Annotated in this window: 19 protein-coding genes; all 19 read left to right on the top strand. The window is 54.4% G+C overall.

From position 1 onward, the window contains the following. Window positions 1–73 precede the first annotated feature (73 nt). The 19 genes from pth to ftsH all read left to right on the top strand — a co-directional run bounded on the left by pth (window position 74) and on the right by ftsH (window position 21772). On the top strand, window positions 74–634 hold the full coding sequence (gene pth, locus AC27KL_RS27030; protein WP_036712735.1) for an aminoacyl-tRNA hydrolase: 561 nt from the start codon (window positions 74–76) through the stop codon (window positions 632–634). An 88-nt stretch (window positions 635–722) separates the two neighbouring features. Further along, window positions 723–953, top strand: a complete 231-nt coding sequence (gene fin, locus AC27KL_RS27035; protein ID WP_036712738.1) for an anti-sigma-F factor Fin — start codon at window positions 723–725, stop codon at window positions 951–953. A 171-nt stretch (window positions 954–1124) separates the two neighbouring features. Beyond that, window positions 1125–4649 (top strand): transcription-repair coupling factor, encoded by a 3525-nt coding sequence (mfd, locus tag AC27KL_RS27040; protein ID WP_487171706.1) that lies wholly within the window; start codon window positions 1125–1127, stop codon window positions 4647–4649. After that, window positions 4636–5736 carry a peptidylprolyl isomerase gene (locus AC27KL_RS27045; RefSeq protein WP_487171707.1) on the top strand — a complete coding sequence of 367 codons (1101 nt, stop codon included), beginning with the start codon at window positions 4636–4638 and terminating at the stop codon, window positions 5734–5736. Before mfd ends, AC27KL_RS27045 begins: the two co-directional genes overlap by 14 nt. A gap of 236 nt (window positions 5737–5972) precedes the next feature. Beyond that, window positions 5973–6515 carry a stage V sporulation protein T gene (gene spoVT / locus AC27KL_RS27050; protein ID WP_339322865.1) on the top strand — a complete coding sequence of 181 codons (543 nt, stop codon included), beginning with the start codon at window positions 5973–5975 and terminating at the stop codon, window positions 6513–6515. Between the two features lie 143 nt (window positions 6516–6658). Then, window positions 6659–8305, top strand: a complete 1647-nt coding sequence (locus AC27KL_RS27055; RefSeq protein ID WP_487171723.1) for a putative polysaccharide biosynthesis protein — start codon at window positions 6659–6661, stop codon at window positions 8303–8305. 105 nt (window positions 8306–8410) lie between these two features. Then, window positions 8411–9901, top strand: a complete 1491-nt coding sequence (gene yabN, locus AC27KL_RS27060; RefSeq protein WP_487171708.1) for a bifunctional methyltransferase/pyrophosphohydrolase YabN — start codon at window positions 8411–8413, stop codon at window positions 9899–9901. A gap of 280 nt (window positions 9902–10181) precedes the next feature. Continuing rightward, a complete protein-coding gene (locus AC27KL_RS27065) occupies window positions 10182–10454 on the top strand; it encodes an HU family DNA-binding protein (protein WP_036712746.1) in 273 nt (90 codons plus the stop codon). Window position 10455: 1 nt separating this feature from the next. After that, window positions 10456–10734 (top strand): RNA-binding S4 domain-containing protein, encoded by a 279-nt coding sequence (locus AC27KL_RS27070; RefSeq protein ID WP_036712748.1) that lies wholly within the window; start codon window positions 10456–10458, stop codon window positions 10732–10734. A gap of 166 nt (window positions 10735–10900) precedes the next feature. After that, on the top strand, window positions 10901–11182 hold the full coding sequence (gene yabP, locus AC27KL_RS27075) for a sporulation protein YabP (protein WP_036712753.1): 282 nt from the start codon (window positions 10901–10903) through the stop codon (window positions 11180–11182). Continuing rightward, the gene (yabQ, locus tag AC27KL_RS27080) at window positions 11179–11760 is read left to right on the top strand and encodes a spore cortex biosynthesis protein YabQ (protein ID WP_487171709.1); all 582 of its coding nucleotides are present in this window, start codon (window positions 11179–11181) and stop codon (window positions 11758–11760) included. Before yabP ends, yabQ begins: the two co-directional genes overlap by 4 nt. 57 nt (window positions 11761–11817) lie before the next feature. Next, a complete protein-coding gene (locus AC27KL_RS27085; RefSeq protein WP_036712756.1) occupies window positions 11818–12180 on the top strand; it encodes an FtsB family cell division protein in 363 nt (120 codons plus the stop codon). A gap of 126 nt (window positions 12181–12306) precedes the next feature. After that, window positions 12307–12792, top strand: a complete 486-nt coding sequence (locus AC27KL_RS27090; RefSeq protein WP_036712758.1) for a S1 domain-containing RNA-binding protein — start codon at window positions 12307–12309, stop codon at window positions 12790–12792. A gap of 496 nt (window positions 12793–13288) precedes the next feature. After that, a complete protein-coding gene (spoIIE, locus tag AC27KL_RS27095; RefSeq protein WP_487171724.1) occupies window positions 13289–15718 on the top strand; it encodes a stage II sporulation protein E in 2430 nt (809 codons plus the stop codon). A gap of 112 nt (window positions 15719–15830) precedes the next feature. Continuing rightward, window positions 15831–16571 carry a vWA domain-containing protein gene (locus tag AC27KL_RS27100; RefSeq protein WP_487171710.1) on the top strand — a complete coding sequence of 247 codons (741 nt, stop codon included), beginning with the start codon at window positions 15831–15833 and terminating at the stop codon, window positions 16569–16571. Then, on the top strand, window positions 16555–17502 hold the full coding sequence (locus AC27KL_RS27105) for a serine/threonine protein kinase (protein ID WP_487171711.1): 948 nt from the start codon (window positions 16555–16557) through the stop codon (window positions 17500–17502). Before AC27KL_RS27100 ends, AC27KL_RS27105 begins: the two co-directional genes overlap by 17 nt. Before the next feature lie 42 nt (window positions 17503–17544). Then, complete coding sequence (tilS, locus tag AC27KL_RS27110) at window positions 17545–18996, top strand: tRNA lysidine(34) synthetase TilS (protein ID WP_487171712.1); 1452 nt, start codon at window positions 17545–17547, stop codon at window positions 18994–18996. Between the two features lie 47 nt (window positions 18997–19043). After that, the gene (hpt, locus tag AC27KL_RS27115) at window positions 19044–19583 is read left to right on the top strand and encodes a hypoxanthine phosphoribosyltransferase (protein ID WP_339322871.1); all 540 of its coding nucleotides are present in this window, start codon (window positions 19044–19046) and stop codon (window positions 19581–19583) included. 116 nt (window positions 19584–19699) lie between these two features. Beyond that, a complete protein-coding gene (gene ftsH / locus AC27KL_RS27120; RefSeq protein ID WP_212952159.1) occupies window positions 19700–21772 on the top strand; it encodes an ATP-dependent zinc metalloprotease FtsH in 2073 nt (690 codons plus the stop codon). The last annotated feature ends 359 nt before the right edge of the window (window positions 21773–22131 follow it).

The raw sequence follows: 22131 nt of genomic DNA on the forward strand, positions 1-22131 counted from the left end.
GAGGGTTATGTTTTCCGGGAGGAAAATATAACCCTTCTCGCCATATACCGCCGTTTGGAGGAATCAAAACGAAATGAAATGGATCGTCGGACTGGGCAACCCCGGTTCTAACTACGAAAAAACGCGTCATAACGTCGGATTTATGATGCTTGACGCTTTGGCGAAGCGCCACGGGATCAAATTCGGCCCCAGCAAATGCAAGGCATTGATCGGCGAAGGTTTGATCGGCAGCGACAAAGTGGTGCTTATCAAGCCGATGACTTACATGAATTTATCGGGCGAAGCCGTTCGGGCTTACATGGATTATTACAAAGCGAACGTCGAAGACATGATCGTCGTATACGACGATTTGGATACCGAGATCGGCAAAATACGGCTGCGGTACCAGGGAAGCGCAGGCGGGCATAACGGCATCAAATCGATCATCCAGCATACCGGAACGCAAACCTTTAACCGCATCCGCATGGGCATTTCCCGTCCGGAGCCGGGTTTTGCCGTGGTAGATTATGTCCTATCGGCATTTCCGAAAAAGGAGAAAGAGCTGCTGGAAAACATGATCGAACGTGCGTGCGATGCCGCCGAATACAGCCTCGATCATACCTACGAGCAGACGATGGCGAAGTTTAACGGGTAAAAGGGCGCGGCAAGCTTCGGTAAACAGGGCTAAATCAAGCGCAGAGCGGGCATAATGAGGGTATAAACCACCTTCAGGAGGCATATAGATGGCTATAAATTATATCTGCCGGCACTGCCGAACCCCGCTCGGGACTCTCGATTCGACCCAGGTAACCGATGCCCAGCTCGGGTTTCATTCCTTGACCCCCGCGGAACGGAGAGATATAATAGCGTATGATTTAAGCGGAGACGTCACCGTCAAGGTGATTTGCGATTATTGCAGGGAAGCGCTGGAGAACAATCCGGAGCTGAGCCTGATCACAAGCCCGCTCCAATAAAGATCCGGTGGGGATACCCGACGTTTTCGGGGCCTCGGCAGTTTTGCTGAGGCTTCTTTTCGGTATTCCCCGGGATGACCTATTGGTAGATTTTTTCGGAATATTGAAGTTTTTAAATAACAAGAGGATTTTTCAAAATCCAGAAAAGTTAGCATGAGAGAGGTGCCCCTTTTGTTACAAGCACTTATAGAAGCGTTTTCCAAAGATCCGGATTTGCAATCCGTCACCGCCGGCGTAAAAGCAGGCATGAAAGAACAGCTGGTATCGGGTCTGTCCGGCTCCGCGCGGCAAATCATGCTGGCGGCATTGTACGAAGAAGTGAAGCGCCCGATGCTGATCGTGACCCATAACATGTTTTCGGCGCAAAAAATCGCGGAGGATTTGCAGGAAGCGCTTTCTCCGGAAAACGTTCTGCTGTACCCGGCCAATGAGCTGGTTGCCGCCGAATCGGCCGTATCCAGTCCGGAAACGCTTGCCCAGCGGATCGACGTGTTGATGAAATGCGCGCAGGGATTCACGGGGGTCGTCGTCGCGCCTTTTTCCGGGGTACGGCGGTTTTTGCCTGCTCCCGAAGTGATGGGGAAGTCCCAAATCCGGATCGAGGACGGCGGCACGCTGAACGTCGACGAATTCATGCTGCGCATGATCGAGATGGGGTACGAACGCGTGGAGCGCGTGGAAAGCAAGGGCGAGATGAGCCTGCGCGGCGGCATTATCGATTTTTATCCCATGACCTCCGAGCTTGCTTACCGCGTCGAGCTGTTTGATGAGGATATCGATTCCATCCGCACCTTCGACCCGGCAGATCAGCGTTCCATCGACAAAGTCAAGGAAGTTACCATTACCCCTTGCAAAGAGATTATCGCCGATCATCAGCGGTTGGTCCAAGCAGCCGAAGCCGCTGGACATTTGCTGGAGGAGCAGCTCGGCAAAATGACGGACCGCCAGGCCAAGCTGCGCCTGACCGAAGAGATGAACCGGGAAATGGAGCTTTTGCGCGAGCATGTCTATTTTCCCGAAATCTATAAATATATTTCGCTCCTTTATCCGGAGCGCAAGACGCTGTACGACTACATGCCCAAAGACACGGTATTGATACTCGACGAGCCGGCCCGCCTCCTGGAAACGGCAAGACAACTGGAGCGCGACGAGGCCGAATGGAACCTGCATTTGCTTCAAAACGGTAAAACGTTGCCGCAGCTGCTTCTTTCGGTCGAAAACGAGGCCGTGCTCTATCATCGTCCTTTCCAGACCATTTTCATGTCCATCTTCCTGCGCCAGGTGCCGCATACGCAGCCGCAAAACATTTTGAACTTCATCAGCCGCGGCATGCAGGATTTCCATGGTCAAATGAACGTCCTCAAATCGGAGATGGAGCGCTGGCATAAATCCGGCGTCAAGGTCATCATGCTGGCCAGCGGCGAAGAACGGCTCGAGCGGATGCGCCGCGTCCTGCAGGACTACAACATCGAAGAGCCCGTCATGATGCAGGGCAACCTGCAGACGGGTTTCGAGATGCCTTCGATCCATCTCGCGGTCATTACCGAAGGCGAAATGTTCTCGCAAAAGCAGCGCAAAATCCGCAAGCTCGGCAAAAACATGGACAATGCCGAACGCATCAAAAGCTATACCGAGCTGAAGGTCGGCGACTACGTCGTCCACCAAAACCACGGGATCGGCAAATACATGGGCATCGGCACGCTCGAAATCAACGGCATCCACAAGGATTACATGCATATTCTGTATGCCGGCGGCGACAAGCTGTCCGTGCCGATCGAGCAGATCGACCTGATTCAAAAGTACGTCGGCTCGGAGGACAAGGAGCCTAAAATCTACAAGCTGGGCGGCAACGAGTGGAACAAGGTCAAAAGCAAGGTCCATTCGTCCGTGCAGGATATTGCGGATGATCTGATCAAGCTTTACGCCGAACGGCAAGCGACGCCGGGTTACGCGTTCGAAAAGGATACGCCCGAGCAGCGCGAATTCGAGGAAATGTTCCCGTACGACGAAACGCGCGATCAGCTGCGGGCCATCGAGGAAATCAAAAAGGATATGGAGAAAAACCGTCCGATGGACCGGCTGCTTTGCGGCGACGTCGGCTACGGCAAAACCGAGGTGGCGATCCGTGCGGCCTTCAAGGCGGCGATGGAGGGCAAGCAGGTAGCGGTGCTCGTTCCGACGACGATTTTGGCGCAGCAGCATTACGAAACGTTCCGCGAGCGTTTTTCGGGATATCCGATCAACATCCAGGTGCTCAGCCGCTTCCGTTCCCGGAAGGAGCAGAACGAGACGATCAAGGGCGTCCGCCAAGGGACGGTCGACGTTGTCATCGGCACGCATCGCCTGTTGTCCCAGGATCTTGTATTTAAGGACCTCGGTCTGTTGATCGTCGACGAGGAGCAGCGTTTTGGCGTGACCCACAAGGAGAAGCTCAAAAAGCTGAAAACGAACGTGGACGTGCTGACGTTAACGGCAACGCCGATTCCGCGCACGCTGCATATGTCGATGCTGGGCGTTCGCGATCTGTCGGTCATCGAGACGCCGCCGGAGAACCGTTTCCCGGTGCAAACCTACGTGGTGGAGCACAGCCAGACGCTGGTGCGCGAGGCGATCGAACGGGAGCTTGGCCGCGGGGGCCAGGTCTATTATCTCTACAACCGGGTACAGGGCATTCAGGAAATGGCGAGCCAGATCAGCGCGCTGGTGCCTGAAGCGAGAGTCGGCGTCGGCCACGGCCAAATGTCCGAATCTGAGCTCGAAAAGACGATCCTCGATTTTCTTGACGGCGAATACGACGTGCTGGTCAGCACGAGCATCATCGAAACCGGGGTCGACATTCCGAACGTCAACACGCTGATCGTGCACGACGCGGACAAAATGGGCTTGTCCCAGCTGTACCAGCTGCGCGGCCGCGTAGGCCGGTCCAACCGGATCGCCTATGCTTATTTTACGTATCAGCGGGACAAGGTGCTGACGGAGGTTGCGGAGAAACGGCTGCAATCGATCAAGGAGTTCACGGAGCTTGGTTCCGGCTTCAAAATCGCCATGCGCGATTTGTCCATCCGCGGCGCAGGGAACCTGCTCGGGGCGGAGCAGCACGGCTTTATCGCTTCCGTCGGCTTCGACCTGTATTCACAAATGCTGGCCGAAGAGATCAAGAAGCGGAAAGTCACCATGCTCGGCGAAAAAGAAGAGCCGTCCAAATCGTGGAATACCGTCATCGACATCGGCATCGATGCTTATTTGCCTGCCGACTACATCTATGACAGCATCCAAAAAATCGAAATCTACAAAAAGGTTGCGGCCGTCGGCACGTTCAACGACGAAAAAGAGCTGGAGGACGAATTGCTCGACCGGTTCGGAGAGCTGCCTGAAGCGGTGGTCAACCTGCTTGCGGTGGCCCGCCTGAAGATTTACGGCAAAATGTACGGCATCGACTCGATCAACCGCCGCGGCGACGATTTGCTGCTGAAGTTTTACGAAGGCCAGGAGAAAAAAATCAGCACCTCCAAACTTGCCCAGATTGGCAATAAGTTCGAAAGACGTGTACAATTTGAGCAGGAGTCTCATTTATTGATCCGCATCAAGGGCAAGGGACTCGACGACAAACAGCTGCTTGGTTTGCTGGAGGATTTTTTGGCGGCCATTCGGGAGCTGTTCAAATCGAAGGAGGAACTTCAGGATGTCGTTCAATAGAAGGAAGGCATGGAAGGGAATCATCTTGACGGTGGTCTCGGCCATGATGCTTTCCGTACTGGCTGCCTGCGAAAAAAGCGGGGCGGATGAGCAGCAGGATGCTGCCGAACCGAAAGACACGAGCAAAGTGGTGGCAACCTATAAAGGGGGAAGCATCACGGAAAAAGAGCTTGAGACCCAGAAAAAAATCATCTCTTTTACGTCCCCGGATGATGCGCAGCTGGTCAATCTCAGTTATTTTCAAAACTTTTTGGTCAAGCAGATGATCGCTTTCGATTATTTGAGCAGCAAGGCGGCGGAATCCTCGAAAAAAGAAGGGGAAAAGCAAGCCGACCAGCTGATCGGGCAAAATAAAGAGAAGATGGGCGAAGAACAGTTCAAAAAGGAACTGGAGAGCCGGCAGTTGAAGGAGGAGGACCTCCGGAATTATCTCGTCAAAACGATGACGGCCATGACCGACATGAACAGCAAAGTGACGGAAGACGAGGTCAAAAATAAATTCGAGGCGAACAAGCAGGAGTACACGGTAGCCACCCTGCATCACATCCTGATCGGGCTGCAGTACGGCGACAAGAAAGAGCGCACCAGGGAAGAGGCCCTCAAAATCGCCAAGGACGTCAAGTCCCAGCTGGATCAGGGAGCAGACTTCGCGGACATCGCCAAAAAATACTCCGATGATTCGGCGACCAAGGACAGCGGCGGTTTGTACGAGAACTTTACCGTCGGCCAATATAACATTAACGGATTCAAGGAGCAGGTGCTGACGCTGCCGCTGGGCAAAATCAGCGATCCGTTCGAAACGACGCTTGGTTATCATATCGTTAAGGTAGACTCCCGGAAGGAGACGACGTTCGATCAGCTGACCAAGGAACAGAAGGAAATCATCAAATACAACCTGGGCGCGGCGAAGATCGACAACTTCATCCAAAACCAGCTCAAGGACATCATTCAGAAAATCGACCTACCGAAAACGGAAGACCAGCAGCCGCAGGGCGGCACGCAAAGCGGGCAGGCCGGGTCGGACGGCAAGACCGGCAGCCAGGCGGAGCCAAATGCCGAAAAGCCTAAGGGTGATGGCGCGAAATGATACTAGCTTGACTTGGCAAAACGCGGAGAAATCCGCGTTTTTGCGTGGGCAAAAACAGGCATCCGTGAAGGGTACAATCTGTATCGGACCGCAACTATTCATTCCAACATCATGTATAAGGATTTGGGAAAGGATGAATACTATGGTCAGATATCACACTTATATTACTGGGACACACATCTTCCCATCCGAACAGTAGTTGAAAAATCTTCTCGAGAAAGCGGGGCAACATGTTAATGAAAGCTACTGGAATAGTCCGCCGTATTGATGACCTGGGCAGAGTGGTCATCCCTAAAGAAATCAGACGCACACTGCGAATCCGCGAAGGAGATCCGCTTGAAATTTTTGTAGACCGCGATGGTGAAGTGATTTTGAAGAAATATTCCCCGATCGGAGAGCTTGGCGACTTTGCCAAGGAATATGCCGAATCCCTTTACGAAGGCACGGGACATATAACCATCATTTCTGACCGGGATACCTATATTGCGGTAGCGGGCGGCTCCAAGAAGGAGTATCTGGAGAAGCCGATCGGCACTCCGATCGAAAACTGCATGGATAATCGCAAAACGCTGCTGGAGACCGGCGGCGGCAGCTACGAAATCACCAAGGATCACCAGGAAACGCTGTCTTCTTTCGTGGCGGCGCCGATCATTTCGGGCGGCGACCCGATCGGAACGGTCATTCTACTCAGCAAGGACGACTCCGTGAAAATGTCACAGCTGGAAATCAAAATGGCCGAAACCGCGGCTGCGTTTCTCGGCAAACAAATGGAGCAGTAAAACAAGCAAACTCCCGCTTCAGGGCGGCGCTGGCGGCGCTACCTGGAAAGGCGGGAGTTTTTATGTTTCCGTTTTCCCAGGTATAATGGAGAGATGTAATCCGTTTAAGGGTATAAAACTTGGGAGAAGTAGGGACGAGAGGCATGAAGGAACCGGGGACATCCTCCAAAATATTGCAGGGAGCATTCGTGCTCGGCATCGCCATGGTGCTGTCGAAGCTGATCGGAACGCTGCAAAAAATTCCGCTGCAAAACATGGGCGGGGACGCGGTTTTTGGCATATACAATACCGTTTATCCGTTATATACGTTGATCATCACGGTGGCATTGGCCGGGTTTCCGTCGGCGGTCGCCAAATTCGTCGCGGAGGATGCGGCGCTGGGCGGACGGTCCCGGAGCTTGCGGGTGATCCGCATCGCCTCCGGAGCGTTGATCGTGTCGGGCCTATTGTTCGGGGCGGCCGTTTATTTCGGGGCGCCGCTTATGGGCTGGATGATCGGCAACGCAAGCGTCGTCCCGGCTCTTCGGGCCTCATCCTTCGCGTTGCTGTTCGTTCCGCTGATGACGGGGCTGCGCGGTTTTTTTCAAGGCTATCAGAACATGATGCCGACCGCGGTGTCGCAAATTGCGGAACAGATCGTACGTGTCGCCGTCATGATCATTTTGCTCGTATACCTGACATCGGCGGGAGCGTCGGCGGAGACGATCGCCGCCGGGGCGCTTCTGGGTTCGGCGGCCGGCGGGCTTGCCGGTCTTGTTGTCATGGGCGGATACTGGAGAGGGTATGCGCGCCGAGGGAAACCTTCGTCAGGGACCAGGGACCGGGATGAAGCCGGCAAGGAGCAGCCCCGGCAGTCCGGAGGCCATTTATTTCGGGATATGCTGAAATATGCCATTCCAATCTGCCTCGGCGCGCTGGCGATTTCGCTGGTTAATCTGGCGGACACCTTTACCATGCCAAGGCTGCTGAAAAGCGGCGGAGTGGGCGAAGCGGGGGCGATGGTGCAGTTCGGCATTTACAACCGCGGCATGCCGGTGGTGCAGCTCGTCACGATGCTGGCCACCTCGCTGTCGGTGTTGTTTATCCCCGCGCTAGCCGAAGCGAAGGCGACGGGGGACAAGAAGCTGATCGCCGAGCGGTGCCGCCTGTCGCTGCGCTGGTTTTGGCTGATCGGCATGGCGGCGTCGATCGGGATCGCCGTACTGGCCGAGCCGATCAATATCGCGCTGTACGAGGACGGGACGGGCACGGGCGTCATCCGCTGGATCGCCTTTACCGCGGCGGGCAGCGCGCTGAGCATCATCTCCGCCGCCCTGCTTCAGGGGCTCGGCATCGTCAAAGCGCCGGCGCTGCATCTGCTGGCCGCGGCGGCGGCGAAGGCGCTGCTGAACCTGCTGCTGGTTCCGCAGCTGGGGATTACCGGCGCGGCCATCGCCAGCGTCGCCGCGCATTTCCTGGCCGCAGCGCTGAACATCGCGCTGCTTGCCCGCACGGCCGGCCTGCGGATCGGCGCAGGCCGGGCCCTCGCCATGCCGGCAGCCGTGCTCGCCGGCATGGCGCTTGCGGCGGGCGCCGCCATGCTCGCCGCGGACGCTTTGCTGTCCGCGCTCGGGCTGCACGCCCGCCTGGCGGCCGCCGCGGCCAGCCTTGCCGGGGCCGCGGCCGGGGGCGCCGTGTTTCTGCTCGGCGCCGTCCGAACCCGCCTGCTCAGCGAGCAGGAGCTGCGCATGGTGCCCAAGGTCGGCGCTCCGCTCGCCGACCTGCTGCGGGGGCTTCGGCTGTTGGCGTAACCCGAATGCCGCGGGGCCGATGATTTTTTTCTATGAGAAAGCCATGATATAGTATAGCTGCTACCAAATACCGGAAGAATGGTAAATAGAGCGGGGGGATAAAGGATGGGTGCATCCATAACCATCGTCGGCCTGGGTTCGGGCAATCCGGACCGCCTGACGGTCGGCATCGTGAAACAATTGCAGCAGGCGTCCGAGGTCTACGTTCGGACGAAGGAACATCCGATGATGTCGGTTTTGGACGATTTGCAGGTTACAGTGCGGTCGTTCGATTACATCTATGAAGCGAAGGATTCGTTTCCCGAGGTTTATGCTTCGATCGCCGACGCATTGATCGAAAAGGCGGCGGCAGGCGCGGACGGCGCGGTGATCGTCTATGCCGTGCCGGGACATCCGATGGTGGCGGAGTCCACCGTGCAGATGCTCCGCGAACGCTGCGGAAGCGAAGGCATCGAACTGGCCATCCTCGGCGGGGAGTCTTTTCTGGATGAAGCGTTCATCCGCCTGGGCTTCGACCCGATCGAAGGCTTTCAATTGCTTGATGCCAGCGGGCTGAATGCAAGCTTTCTGCAGCCGCAGCTGCACACCGTCATCGGGCAAGTGTACGACGCATTTACGGCGTCGGACGTGAAGCTGGCGCTGATGGAGCTGTATCCCGACGACTACACCGTCATCGTCGGCCATGCGCTTGGCGTGGAGGGTCAGGAGAAGGTTTTGCGCGTTCCTCTGTACGAGCTGGACCGCGTGGAGGGATACGGCAATTTGTCGCTGGTTTACGTGCCGCGGAGCGATGACGACATGCTGCGCCAGCGCACGTTCGCGCGGCTGCACGAAATCGTCAGCATACTTCGCAGTCCCGAAGGCTGTCCTTGGGACCGGGAACAGACGCATGAGTCGATCCGGAAGAACCTCATTGAGGAAACATACGAGGTTTTGGAAACGATCGACGAGGATGATCCCGAGCATATGCAGGAAGAGCTGGGCGATTTGCTGCTGCAGGTGATGCTGCATTCGCAAATGGAGGAAGAACTCGGCACCTTCAGCGTGTTCGACGTCATCCAGAGCCTCAATGACAAGCTGATTTTCCGCCATCCGCATGTGTTCGGCAAAACGCGGGCGGAGGATGCCGAGGAAGCGCTCCAAAATTGGGAGCAGATGAAAGCCGAAGAAAAGCGGCGCAAAGGCCAAAATCCGGAGGAGTCGTCCGTCCTGGACGGCATTCCGAAGGACCTGCCCGCGCTTATGAAGGCGTACAAGCTTCAGAAGAAAGCGTCCAAGGTCGGTTTCGATTGGGAACGGATCGGCGACGTGTTCCTCAAGATCGAGGAGGAGCTGGCCGAGCTGCGCGAAGCCGTCGAAAAGGGATACGCGCCCGAGGAGCAAATCGGCGAGCTGGGAGACCTGCTTTTTGCCGCGGCCAACGCCGCCCGTTTCCTGGACGCGGACCCGGAAGAGGCGTTGTCGAGAACGAACCGCAAATTCGTCCGCCGGTTCCGTTTTATCGAGGAGCAGCTGAGAGCCCAAGGGAAATCGATTCAGGAAAGCTCCCTCGAAGAAATGGACGCCATTTGGCAACAGGCGAAAAATCAGGTATGATAAGGATTCGATCAGCTTAAAAGGTCTGCAAGGGTTCCGAAAAAGCGGACATGAACCTGAGGAAGGTACGCCGATCGACGTTTTTTTACAGGGATTTCCTCATTCATCTAAATTTTTGGCGGAACCAGGCAGGAATTTTGGCAGGGCACCAAGAATAATCATACGCATGAAGGATTTTCGCGAAAATCCTAACATGAAGACGGCGTCCCCAGGGTTGCATGCATATGCAGCTTGGACGCACCTATACTTATTTTTTTGTATATTGGGAGGATAATAATTTATGAACAAGACTGATCTGATCAACAACATTTCGACTAAAAGCGGCTTGACCAAAAAAGACGTTGAGTCCGTTCTGAACGGCTTCTTGGGCGAAATTACCGAAGCTTTGGCAAGCGGCGACAAAGTGCAGCTGATCGGTTTCGGCACATTCGAAACCCGCAAGCGTTCCGGACGTACCGGCCGCAACCCTCAAACCGGCAAAACCATCGAAATTCCTGAAGCTAACGTTCCTGCATTCAAAGCGGGCAACAAGCTTAAAGAAGCCGTAAAATAAGATGCGCGTCGACAAATTCCTGAAGGTGTCCAGGCTGATCAAACGGCGTACCGTGGCCAAGGATGTCTCGGATCAAGGTCGGGTGCTTATCAACGGCAGGGAAGCCAAGCCCAGCAGCACAGTGAAGATCGGCGACGAAATCACCGTGCAGTTCGGACAGAAACTGGTCACCGTGAAGGTGGAACGCCTCGCCGAGAGCACCCGCAAGGATGAGGCCGCAAGCCTGTACTCCTTGGTCAAGGAAGAACCGATCGCAAAAGACAACGGTTTGAATTGGTAATCCGAAGCACTTTCATAGTCGTTTATAAAATGCACCCTCCGGTTTTCGATCCGGGGGGTGCTTTGCTTTTTGCCAAACCAACGAAACGAAAGCGTATGAACGCACACTTGGTTCTAAACCGCATTCCCCTCCCATAAGCTATTGGTAAGAAGGAGGGGTACATGCCATGATCGAGCCAGCCAAAAACAAACAGCATGAGCTGCATATGCTGAACCGCAAGCAGTTGAATTTGACGGGAGTCCATAACGTGGAGAGCTTCGACAGCGAAGAATTTCTGCTGCACACCGAACTTGGGCACCTGACCATTAAAGGGCAGAATTTACATATCAAAAATTTGAGCCTCGAGGAAGGCCTGCTCTCCATTGAAGGCATGGTCCATTCCCTCATTTACCTGGATCCCGGTTCCCACGGCAAAAATAAGGGAATGCTCGGCAAGCTGTTTAAATGAGTCCGCATATTCAATGGATCACCCTGCTCTGGATGCTGTTTTCGGGAGCAGCGATGGGACTGGCCTACGACAGCTACCGGGTGCTGTCGGGCCAGCTGCATTTTCCGAGATGGACCCTTCATGTTCTGGACCTCCTCTATTGGTGCGGCGCCGCTTTATTCGTGTTCAGAATGCTTTATATAAGCAACTACGGGCAGCTCAGGTTCTATGTGTTTGTCGGACTCTTTTTGGGGGTATGGCTATATTTTTTATTCTTAAGTGTTACAACTCAGCGTTTTGTGGTAATGTTAATAAAGACAGCGCGTTACATCATCGATGTGCTGAAACGGCTTTTCAGGCTGCTGGTATGGGCGCCGATCCGGATGCTGCTGAAGCTGCTGAAGGGACTGGCCGTCATGCTGGGCGCGCTTGCGATGTTCGTTTTGCGCGTCGTGCTGAAGCTGCTGCTGCCGTTCTGGAAGCTGGCGAAATGGATGCTCAGGCCGATCACGTCGCGCCTGCGGATGCCCGTTTGGCTTGACAAGCTCCTGAACCGGCTCATTCTTCTATGGAAAAAATGGTTTCCGAAGAAGGAATAGAGGTAATGACGAACGTATATAGAAATATATGCTAATACGCATGCAAAGGAGGAGCCCATGGGAAAATATGCTGCCAGGGAACAAGCTCGCACGCAAACGGCCAAATCGAAACAGGAAGCAGGGACCGTCCAGAACGCCGGCGCGCGGAGGCGGATATTGATCTGGGCTTCTTTTATGGTCGTGTTTTTGGGATGGGCATGCTTCACCATGATTTCCCAGCAATCGCAAATTGCGGACAAGAGTGCCGATCTTGCGAAGAAAAAGCAGGAACAATTAAGCGTGGAGAAGACCAAGGAGCAGCTGATGACCGATGTCAAAAGGCTGAACGATCCGGAGTACATTGGGCAGCTCGCCCGCAAGAACTTCGGAATGTACAAACCCGGAGAAACACCCATCCATGCCGAGGAAACAGGCCCGTAATATAGGCGCTGAACTGGGTTATTACTCAGTTGACCTCAGTTTGCGCTTTATGTATAATCAAATCACCACAGCGAAGGTTTGACTCAAATCTTGTTGTATATTTTTAAGGGAGGATCATTTTATTCTATGGCAATCGAAGTGGGCACCAAGTTAGAAGGCAAGGTGACAGGCATAACGCATTTTGGAGCATTTGTGGATCTGTCAGGAGGTGTCACGGGTCTCGTTCACATCTCGGAAATCGCCGATAATTACGTCAAGGATGTCAACGATCACCTGAAAATCAACGATGTTGTTACCGTTAAGGTGATCAATGTCGACAAGGACGGCAAAATCGGGCTTTCCATCAAACAAGCTGTTGATAAGCCAGCCTCGGAAGCTCGTCCTCCAAGAGGACCAAGACCGGAGCGCACCGGCGGCGGAAATGGAGATCGTTTTGGCGGCGGTGGAGGCTTTAATCGTGAACGTGGCGGGCGCCCATTTAAGCCTGCGGCCAGCAAAACTTCGTTTGAGGATAAAATGTCACGTTTCCTGAAGGATAGCGAAGAACGCATTTCTTCGATCAAGAAACATACGGAATCCAAGCGCGGAGGACGCGGCGCAAAACGCATGTAACGAACGAAACGCCTGTTTTGGCGAAATTTTATACATGAGAAACCGCGAATGACGCGGCTTTCATTTCCTTTGCGAAATACCGGGAAAAACAATAAACCGCAGCAGGTTCGAGCCTGCCGCGGTTTTTTTGTCGCTTCCAAAAAAAGTTAACGACAGCATCCAACTGATTTCCGGCTCTGTCTATAGCAATCGATAGCGGATTATTGGCGACGCTTCCGCGGGCCGTCGTCATCCGGGCGGGTTCCGAACGGCCGCAAACGGTTGGCGCGAGGGAAACCGCGGGCCATTCCCGACGTTTCGCACGGCGTTCCTTTTTGTCGGAAATTTCTTTTCGGCTTGTCCGCTGTTATGACAAACTTTCCTGTTCGAGGGCTTTTATAATGGGTACCATCAAATCTAGGAAATGGTGGTGCTTAAGTACATGGAAAAGTTGAACGTGAACATACCCGGTTTTAAAACGCTGCGGAAAGAGGCTTCCTTGGAAGGCAACGGCTTGATGGGCCGCATGCGGAATATGCCTGCGGTGCAGCGTCCGCTTCAGCTGCTGGCAGCCAAAAAGTGGATGATCTTGCTGACGCTGATGGCGTTTTTGCTGGGGAAAGCCATGATTCTGGACGAGCTATCGCCATTTGCAATCGCTTATTTCGCCGTCATTTTGTTCTTGCGCCGAGATTATTTGCTTCCGGTTAGCGTGGCGCTTGTTGCAGGCAGCCTCTTTGCTCCTTTCCCGGCATCGCTAATGATTGCCGCTGAACTGCTTATCTTTTATTTGATCCATCGGGGCCTGAACGCCTTCGACCATGCCGAAGTGTCCTACGCGCCTCTCATGGTGTTCGTGTCTTCGTTCGTCGTCAAATTGTTTGCGATCGTCATGGGCTCGTCCTTCACTTGGTACGCTTTTATGATGAGCTCGCTGGATGCGGTCCTCAGCTTCGTGCTCACCCTCGTATTCATTCAGGCAATTCCGATATTCACATACCGAAAAAAGAATTATCAGCTGCGGTCGGAGGAAATATTGTGCCTCATCATCCTGCTGGCCTCCGTCATGACCGGGGCGGTCGGGTGGACGATTTATTCCTTGTCGGTCGAGCATGTGCTGTCCCGCTATTTGATCCTGGTGTTCGCTTTGGTCGGCGGAGCGCCGCTGGGGGCTTCGGTCGGCGTCGTCACCGGCTTGATCCTGAGCCTGGCCGACATCTCCGCCATTTATCAGATGAGCCTGCTCGCTTTTTCGGGCATGCTTGCCGGCATGCTGCGGGAAGGCAAAAAAGGCGCGGTCATGCTCGGCATGCTGCTCGGCTCGTCCATTTTATCGATTTATTTCAGCGGTCCGGGCGACGTCATGACCTCCACCTGGGAATCCTGCGCGGCGATTGCGCTGTTTTTGCTGACGCCGAGGTCGGTGATTTCGTTGATATCGAAATATGTGCCCGGCACGAACGATCACAGCAAGTCCCAGCATGAATATGCGAAAAGGGTGCGCGATCTGACGGCCGAGAGGGTCACCCAATTTTCCCGCGTATTCCGGCAGCTCTCCCAAAGCTTCGGGCAGGTGGCCGGCACGGAGGAGATCAGCAAGCGTTCGGGCGAGGTGGACCATTTCATGAACGCGGTCGCGGAAGGGGTCTGCTCCTCCTGCATCAAGCGAAGCCACTGCTGGGACGCGAAATTTTATCAAACCTATAAATATATGACGGACGTGATGTCCGCCGTGGAAGAGAACCCGGAAATGACCGAACAGCATATTCCGAAGGAATGGATGCGCATGTGCGGCAAAACGGGCGACGTGCTTCAGGAGATGAAGCAGCAGTACGGCCTTTACCAGCATGATATGCAGTGGAAACGGCAAATATACGACAGCCGTCAACTCGTTGCCGAGCAATTGTCCGGCGTGTCCCAGGTGATGGAGGACCTCGCGCGCGAAATTCAGCGGGAAGGACAAGCCATGTACCGGCAGGAGGAGCAAATTCGCGAGGCGCTCGAGCAGCTGGGGCTTTCCATTCAGGGCATCGAAATCATCAGCCTGGACTCCGGGCATGTGGAGATCGAAATCGTGCATGCGTTTACGCGCGGTTACGATGAATGCCGCAAAATTATCGCGCCGCTGCTGTCGGACATTTTGGACGAGCACATCGCGGTGCTGCACGAATCGTCGGTGTCGCCCAAAGACGGGCTCGCCACGGTGCTGTTCGGTTCGGCCAAAACGTTCGAGATTACGACGGGTGTGGCCGGGGCGGCCAAAGGCGGGGATTTGCTGTCGGGAGACAGCTTCAGCATGATGGAGCTCGGCAACGGCACGTTTGCGGTCGCGCTCAGCGACGGGATGGGCAACGGCGAACGGGCCAAGCAGGAAAGCAGCACCGCCCTGTCGATTCTGCAGCAGCTGCTGCAGAGCGGGATGGACGAGAAGCTGGCGATCAAATCCGTCAACTCGATTTTGATGCTTCGTTCGCCGGATGAAGTGTACGCGACCGTCGACATGGCCCTCATCGACCAATATTCCGCCGAGACGACCTTCATGAAAATTGCATCGACGCCAAGCTTTATCAAGCGCGGGCTCGAAGTCATACCGGTATCCGCCAGCAACCTGCCGATCGGCATCATACAGGACATCGAGGTAGACCTGGTCACTTTGAAATTGCAGGCGGGGGACATCGTCATCATGATGACGGACGGCATTTACGATGCGCCGGGGCATGCGGTGAACAAGGAGCTGTGGATGAAACGGATGATCCAGGAGATCGACAGCGAGGATCCGCAGCAAATCGCGGACATTTTGCTCGAAAAAGTGATCCGGTACCAGCAAAACGTCATCCATGACGACATGACGGTCGTCGTGGGCAAAGTGGAGCATTACCAGCCGGAGTGGGCGACGCTGCATGTGCCGGGGCTTGCGCGGATGGAGCGGCCGCGCACGGTGAGCTAAAGCGTCCGCATTGCCCGGGAAATGGGAAAGGGGGAGTTTTTAGCGTTTGAAATCTCTCAAAAATGGAAATGCTAGAGGCAAATAGAATCCATTTTTGGGAGGAAGATCGATCGTGAAACAGATTCTTTTGATAACGGACGGATGCTCGAATGTAGGAACAAGCCCGGTGCTGGCGGCAGCCCATGCTTTCCAGGAAGGAATTACGGTGAACGTTGCGGGGGTGGTGGATTACGGTACGATTGGCGAGCTTGGAAGCTTGGAGATTGCCGAAATTGCCAAAGCGGGAGGAGGTGTCAGCCGGATCGTAGGCACGAGGCAGCTTGCTCAGACGATGCAGATGATGACGCGCAAAACGGTGGTTCAGACTATTCAGCAAGCGGTGAACAAAGAGCTCAAGCACATTCTGGGGGATGCGACGCTTGAGGATCTGCCGCCGTCGCAGCGCTCGCAGGTCGTTCAGGTGGTCGACGAGATGACGGAAACGACGCCGCTCCAAGTGGCATTATTGATTGATGCCAGCGCCAGCATGAAACCCAAGCTCGGGGCGGTCGAGGATGCCATCCGCGATCTGATGCTCAGCCTTCAAGCGCGCGAAGGAATGAGCGAACTTGCGGTATTCCACTTCCCGGGACGGCGGAGCGGCGAGGATGCGGTGATGGACAGCGGCTGGACGAAAGATGCGGGGGCGTTGAGATCCCTTTTCCAGCGCATTCAGATGAGGGGGGCGACGCCGACGGGGCCCGCGATCATGAAGGTGATTGATTTCTTCCGTTATGGTACACTAAATGGACACGAAACATGGCGAGAACATGCCGATGAAGGAGAAGGGATGCTCGGTGACTACGTCGTCTAATCCGGCGTATCCGGCCGGAACGGTCATAACGGGGAAATGGCGCAAAAGCCGCTTTATCGTCCGCCGCGTGCTGGGAAAAGGGGCCAACGGAGTCGTTTACCTGGTGCAAAAGGAAGGCTCCCGCGATCCGTATGCCCTCAAAATGGGCTTCGACACGCTGGACCTGCAATCCGAGATCAACGTGCTGATGTCCCTGCAGTCGAAACGCAAAGCGTCGGAATCGCCGAAAGGCGGCCCGCGCATGCCCTATTTGCTCGAAGTGGACGATTTTAAGGGCCCGGACGGGGATATTCCGTTTTACGTCATGCGTTATATCCGGGGGACCTCTTTGCATCATTTCATCCGCAAACGCGGTCACGATTGGATCGGCCTAACGGGGCTCCGCCTGCTCGAAAAGCTCAACGGGCTGCACCGCTTCGGCTTCATTTTCGGGGATTTAAAGCCGGAGAACGTCATGGTGTCCGATGTCGGCCGCGTGGAACTGATCGATTACGGCGGGGTAAGCTCCATCGGAAGGAGCGTCAAGCAGTTCACGGAGTGGTACGACCGGGGATACTGGAATGCCGGTTCGCGGACGAGCGACGAGGGTTACGACTTGTTTGCCTTTGCCGTGTTGGTGATTCAGATGTTGAACGAAGAGGAGCTCAAAGCCGCCGCCACCCGGCATTTGCCGCAAACCCGAAGCGCGGGTCAACTGTTGTCGATCGTGCAGCGGAGCCCGAAGCTGAAAGTGTACGCCGAATGGCTGGGACGGGCGATCCGGGGGGAATTCTCCGGTTCGCGCGAAGCGCTGAAGCTGTGGAAGGAGACGATCTATGCGCCCGCCTTTGCCGGCAAGCTGCCGGGTAAGACCCCGCGCTGGCTGATCAATGCATTCGCTCTATCCTTTATGGTGGCGTGCTTGGCCTGTTTATGGGCATTTTTGTCCTGAGGCTTTTTTACATAAGGCTTGCTGTAGAAAAGGGGATTCTGAATGGAAAGCAGGACCGATTTGAATACGTTGACGGAACATGTTCTCCGTACGGCCGGCGAGCATGGATTATGGCAGCCCCATGACACGATCATAGTCGCAGTATCCGGCGGGCCGGACTCTGTGGCTCTTTTGCATGTCCTGCACCGAATTTCGAAGCTGCATGTCCCGCTTAACCTGATCTGCGCGCATGTCCATCACGGGCTCCGGGCCGAATCCGACGACGAGGAGAAGCTCGTCCGCCGATTGGCCGAAGGCTTGGGCATCCCGTTCGAGCTGGCGAGAATCGATGTTCCTTCTTATATGGAAGAAAGCGGGAAGGGATTCGAAGAGGCGGCGCGCGAAAAAAGGTATGCCTTTTTGCATGAAACCGCCGTCCGCCGGGGCGCGGCAACCATCGCGCTGGCGCATCACGCCGACGACCAGGCCGAGACGGTGCTGCTGCATCTGCTACGGGGGAGCGGGCTTGCGGGGCTCAAAGGAATGAAAATAAAAAGAAGCGAAAAAAATGTGGAACTCATCCGTCCTTTTTTACGTATATACAAAACGGACCTCGTCAGCGTATGTAAGCAGCAAGGTTACGAGTACGCGGTCGACAGCTCCAACTTCTCCACCAAGTACCGGCGAAATGCGATCCGGCTGGATGTGCTGCCGTTTTTGGGGCAATATAATGGTCAGATCAGGCAATCGCTGGTTCAGCTTGCCGAGATCGCGGGCGGGGAAGACGATTTCATGGAGCGGGCTGCCGATTTTGCATATCGCGAAACGGTGCAGCATAAGAATGGAAGGCTCTATTTTGAAGCGCCTTCCTTTTTGGCCTTACATGTCGCTTTACAACGAAGGTTGATTAAACTAATATTAAATTATCTGTCGGCAGGCTCCGAAATCACTGATTTCCACAAAATCGAATGGATTCGCCAAACCTTGATTCAGAATAAAAGCACGACCTGGAGCCTTGACATTGGAGGAGGCTTGGCCTGCATACGCGAATACGATAAGATATGGTTTATGCACAAGCCGCAAGAGCAGTCCAAGAGCTATACATACGAGCTTCAAGCTGCTGTTCCGGAACTTTTTATTCCTGAAATCGGCAAGAGGATGACGATGAAGGCGCAGTCGCCGGATGACCCTTTTTTTCAGGCCAAGGGCGAGGCTTGCGCCGAAGCAGTGTTCGATGCCGACCAATTGAAGTTTCCATTAACACTCCGCTCAAGACTGCCTGGAGATACCATGAAGGTCATGGGATTAAACGGAAGCAAAAAGGTAAAAGATATTTTCATTGACGCGAAGATACCTCCATCCGCTCGCTCCCGCATTCCTGTGTTAGTCGATGGTTCAGGCAACATCATCTGGATACCGGGAGTCCGGCGGTCCGCGCATGCGGCGGTCGGGGCACGAACGTTATCCGTTCTTCATATGTGTCTGGAGGATGCAGAGGCAGTGGAGCAACTGTAATGGTCATAGTAAGACTTTCATAGTATAAACGTAGGAGGTTCGCTCAGTTGCAAAACGATATTCAAGAAATCCTGATCACCGAAGAGGAAATCCAGAAAAAAATCAAGGAACTTGGAGCACAGCTCAGCAAGGTTTATGAAGGGCGCAATCCTTTGGTCATTTGCGTACTCAAAGGCGCGTTTATTTTCATGGCCGATTTGGTTAAAAATATGACAGTACCTCTCGAGCTCGACTTCATGGCTGTATCCAGCTACGGCGCACAGACCAAATCATCCGGCGTCGTCAAAATCATCAAAGATTTGGATGCGTCGGTGGAAGGACGCGACGTCCTGATCGTCGAAGATATTATCGACAGCGGTCTCACGCTCAGCCATCTGATCGAGCTTCTGAAGAGCCGCAACGCCAAGTCGACGTGCGTCGTCACGTTGTTTGACAAACCGGCTCGCCGTACCGTTGATCTGGAAGCAGATTATACAGGCTTCTCCTTGCCAGACGCCTTTGTTGTCGGATACGGTTTGGATTACGCCGAACGTTACCGGAACCTGCCCTACATCGGGATCTTGAAACCGGAAGTTTATTCCCACTAATGGTGATACTCCAGCCCATGGACGTTTTGCTGACGGTTCATGCTAATACCACCTCTGTTGAGATGGTCAGACAGGCTATGGTAAAATAATTAAAGTGTTTTGAGAGGAGGTAGGGGATGAATCGGTTCATCCGGAATTCTGGTTTTTATTTGATTCTTTTTTTAGTTGTGGTGGGCATTGTCCAGTTCGTAAGCAGCAGCGGTGAATCTGCTCACAATCCTAGATATGATGAATTTCGGCAAGAGATTAAGGCTGGCAATGTGAAGGATATCACGGTTCAATTTGACGGTTACGCCTATCTCGTAACCGGTAAATATAATCAAAAACCGGAAGGGGCTAAATCCGACAGCTTCTCAACCTACATTCCGGCTACGGATGCCGCGATCCAAGAGCTGGTTGACGCCAGCGACAAGACCGGCATGAGCTATACCCAGAAGAAAATGGAAGGCGAAAGCATTTGGCTGACGCTGCTCTCCTCCATGATTCCTTTGGTTATCATGTTCATTCTTTTCTTCTTCCTGTTCAATCAGGCACAGGGCGGCGGCGGCAAAGTGATGAACTTCGGCAAAAGCCGTGCGCGCTTATATAATGAAGAGAAGAAGAGGGTCACATTCGAAGATGTGGCCGGGGCCGATGAAGAGAAACAGGAACTTGTCGAAGTCGTGGAATTCCTTAAGGATCCGCGGAAATTCGCCGCAGTCGGCGCCCGCATTCCGAAAGGGGTGCTGCTCGTAGGCCCTCCGGGTACGGGTAAAACGCTCCTTGCCCGCGCGGTAGCCGGGGAAGCCGGCGTTCCGTTCTTCAGCATTTCCGGTTCCGACTTCGTGGAAATGTTCGTAGGTGTCGGTGCTTCCCGCGTTCGCGATTTGTTCGAGAACGCCAAGAAAAATGCGCCATGTATTATATTTATCGACGAAATCGATGCGGTTGGCCGTCAGCGCGGCGCCGGTCTTGGCGGCGGCCATGACGAGCGCGAACAAACGCTGAACCAATTGCTCGTAGAGATGGACGGTTTCGGCGGCAACGAAGGCATCATCATCGTTGCGGCGACGAACCGTGCGGATATTCTCGACCCTGCGCTCTTGCGTCCGGGACGTTTTGACCGTCAAATCACGGTCGACCGTCCGGACGTGAAGGGCCGCGAAGCGGTGCTGAAAGTCCATGCACGCAATAAGCCGCTCACGAAAGACGTTAAGCTTGACGTGGTAGCGAAACGCACGACCGGCTTTACCGGCGCCGAGCTGGAAAACCTGATGAACGAGGCTGCCCTGCTTGCGGCACGCCGCAACCGGAAGGATATTTCCATGCGCGAGGTCGACGAAGCGATCGACCGCGTCATTGTCGGTACGGAAAAACGCAGCCGCGTGATCAGCGAACGCGAGAAGCGGATCGTCGCTTATCACGAAGCGGGCCATACCATTGTCGGCTACTTCCTGGAAAACGCCGATATGGTGCATAAAGTAACGATCATTCCTCGCGGCCGTGCCGGCGGATACGTCATCATGATGCCGAAGGAAGACCGCATGCTCGTCACGAAGCAGGAATTGCTGGATAAAGTGACAGGCCTTCTCGGCGGCCGCGTATCCGAGGAACTCTTTATCGGGGAAATCGGAACGGGCGCTTACAGCGACTTCCAGCAGGCGACCAACATCGTCCGCAGCATGATCATGGAATACGGCATGAGCGAGAAGCTTGGACCGCTGCAATTCGGTTCGTCCCAAGGCCAAGTATTCCTTGGCCGCGATCTTGGACACGAGCAAAATTACAGTGATTCCATCGCTTATGAAATCGATCAGGAAATGCAGCGCATGACCAACGAATGTTATCAGCGTTGTAAAGATTTGTTGACCAAACACGCCAAAGAGGTTCATCTCATCGCGAATACGCTGCTTGAGAAAGAAACTCTGGAGCTGGAGCAAATCAAAGAGCTGATCGAACAAGGATACCTGTCGGAAGACGGACCGCGCGACGGTGAAAACGGAGGTTCCTCCGAAAGCGGCGCGCCCGTAATCGACGAGATCGGCGACGTTCGCGTTCGCATTCAAGGCAAAGAGGACAATGCCGACTTGCCGACGAATGAGATTCCGAACGATGCTCCGAAGAGCTCTTCGGACATTCCGAACGATCCGACGAACCCGCCGGCAGACGATCCGAATAACGGAGGCACGCCTCCAGGTACGAAAGCGTAAACCCAGCAGGACATACAAAACCCGGAAGACGACGGCAATCGTCTTCCGGGTTTTTTTGTTTTTTAGCAGCTTTACCCCAATGAGTACGGAACCGTCGATCACAGCGTATGTCCTGAGCATGTGATTGTTTTCATTTTGCATGAAGGAGCCTGAGCCAAGCATCATGAAAAATTTTTATTTTTTCAATCAAGCTTTTTTGCTCTGAAGGGATGCACGAAACATGCGCCCTATAAGGATTTTTTGGCAGGATGGACCTGTTTATGCCGAACTTCCCGCCCAATTGACAGCCCGTGAAACCTTGTGTACATTAGTTGATAACTGAAAAACCTCGAGGCTTAGACACCTAACTTTGAGAGAAT

Source organism: Paenibacillus sp. YAE3 (genome assembly GCF_057546105.1).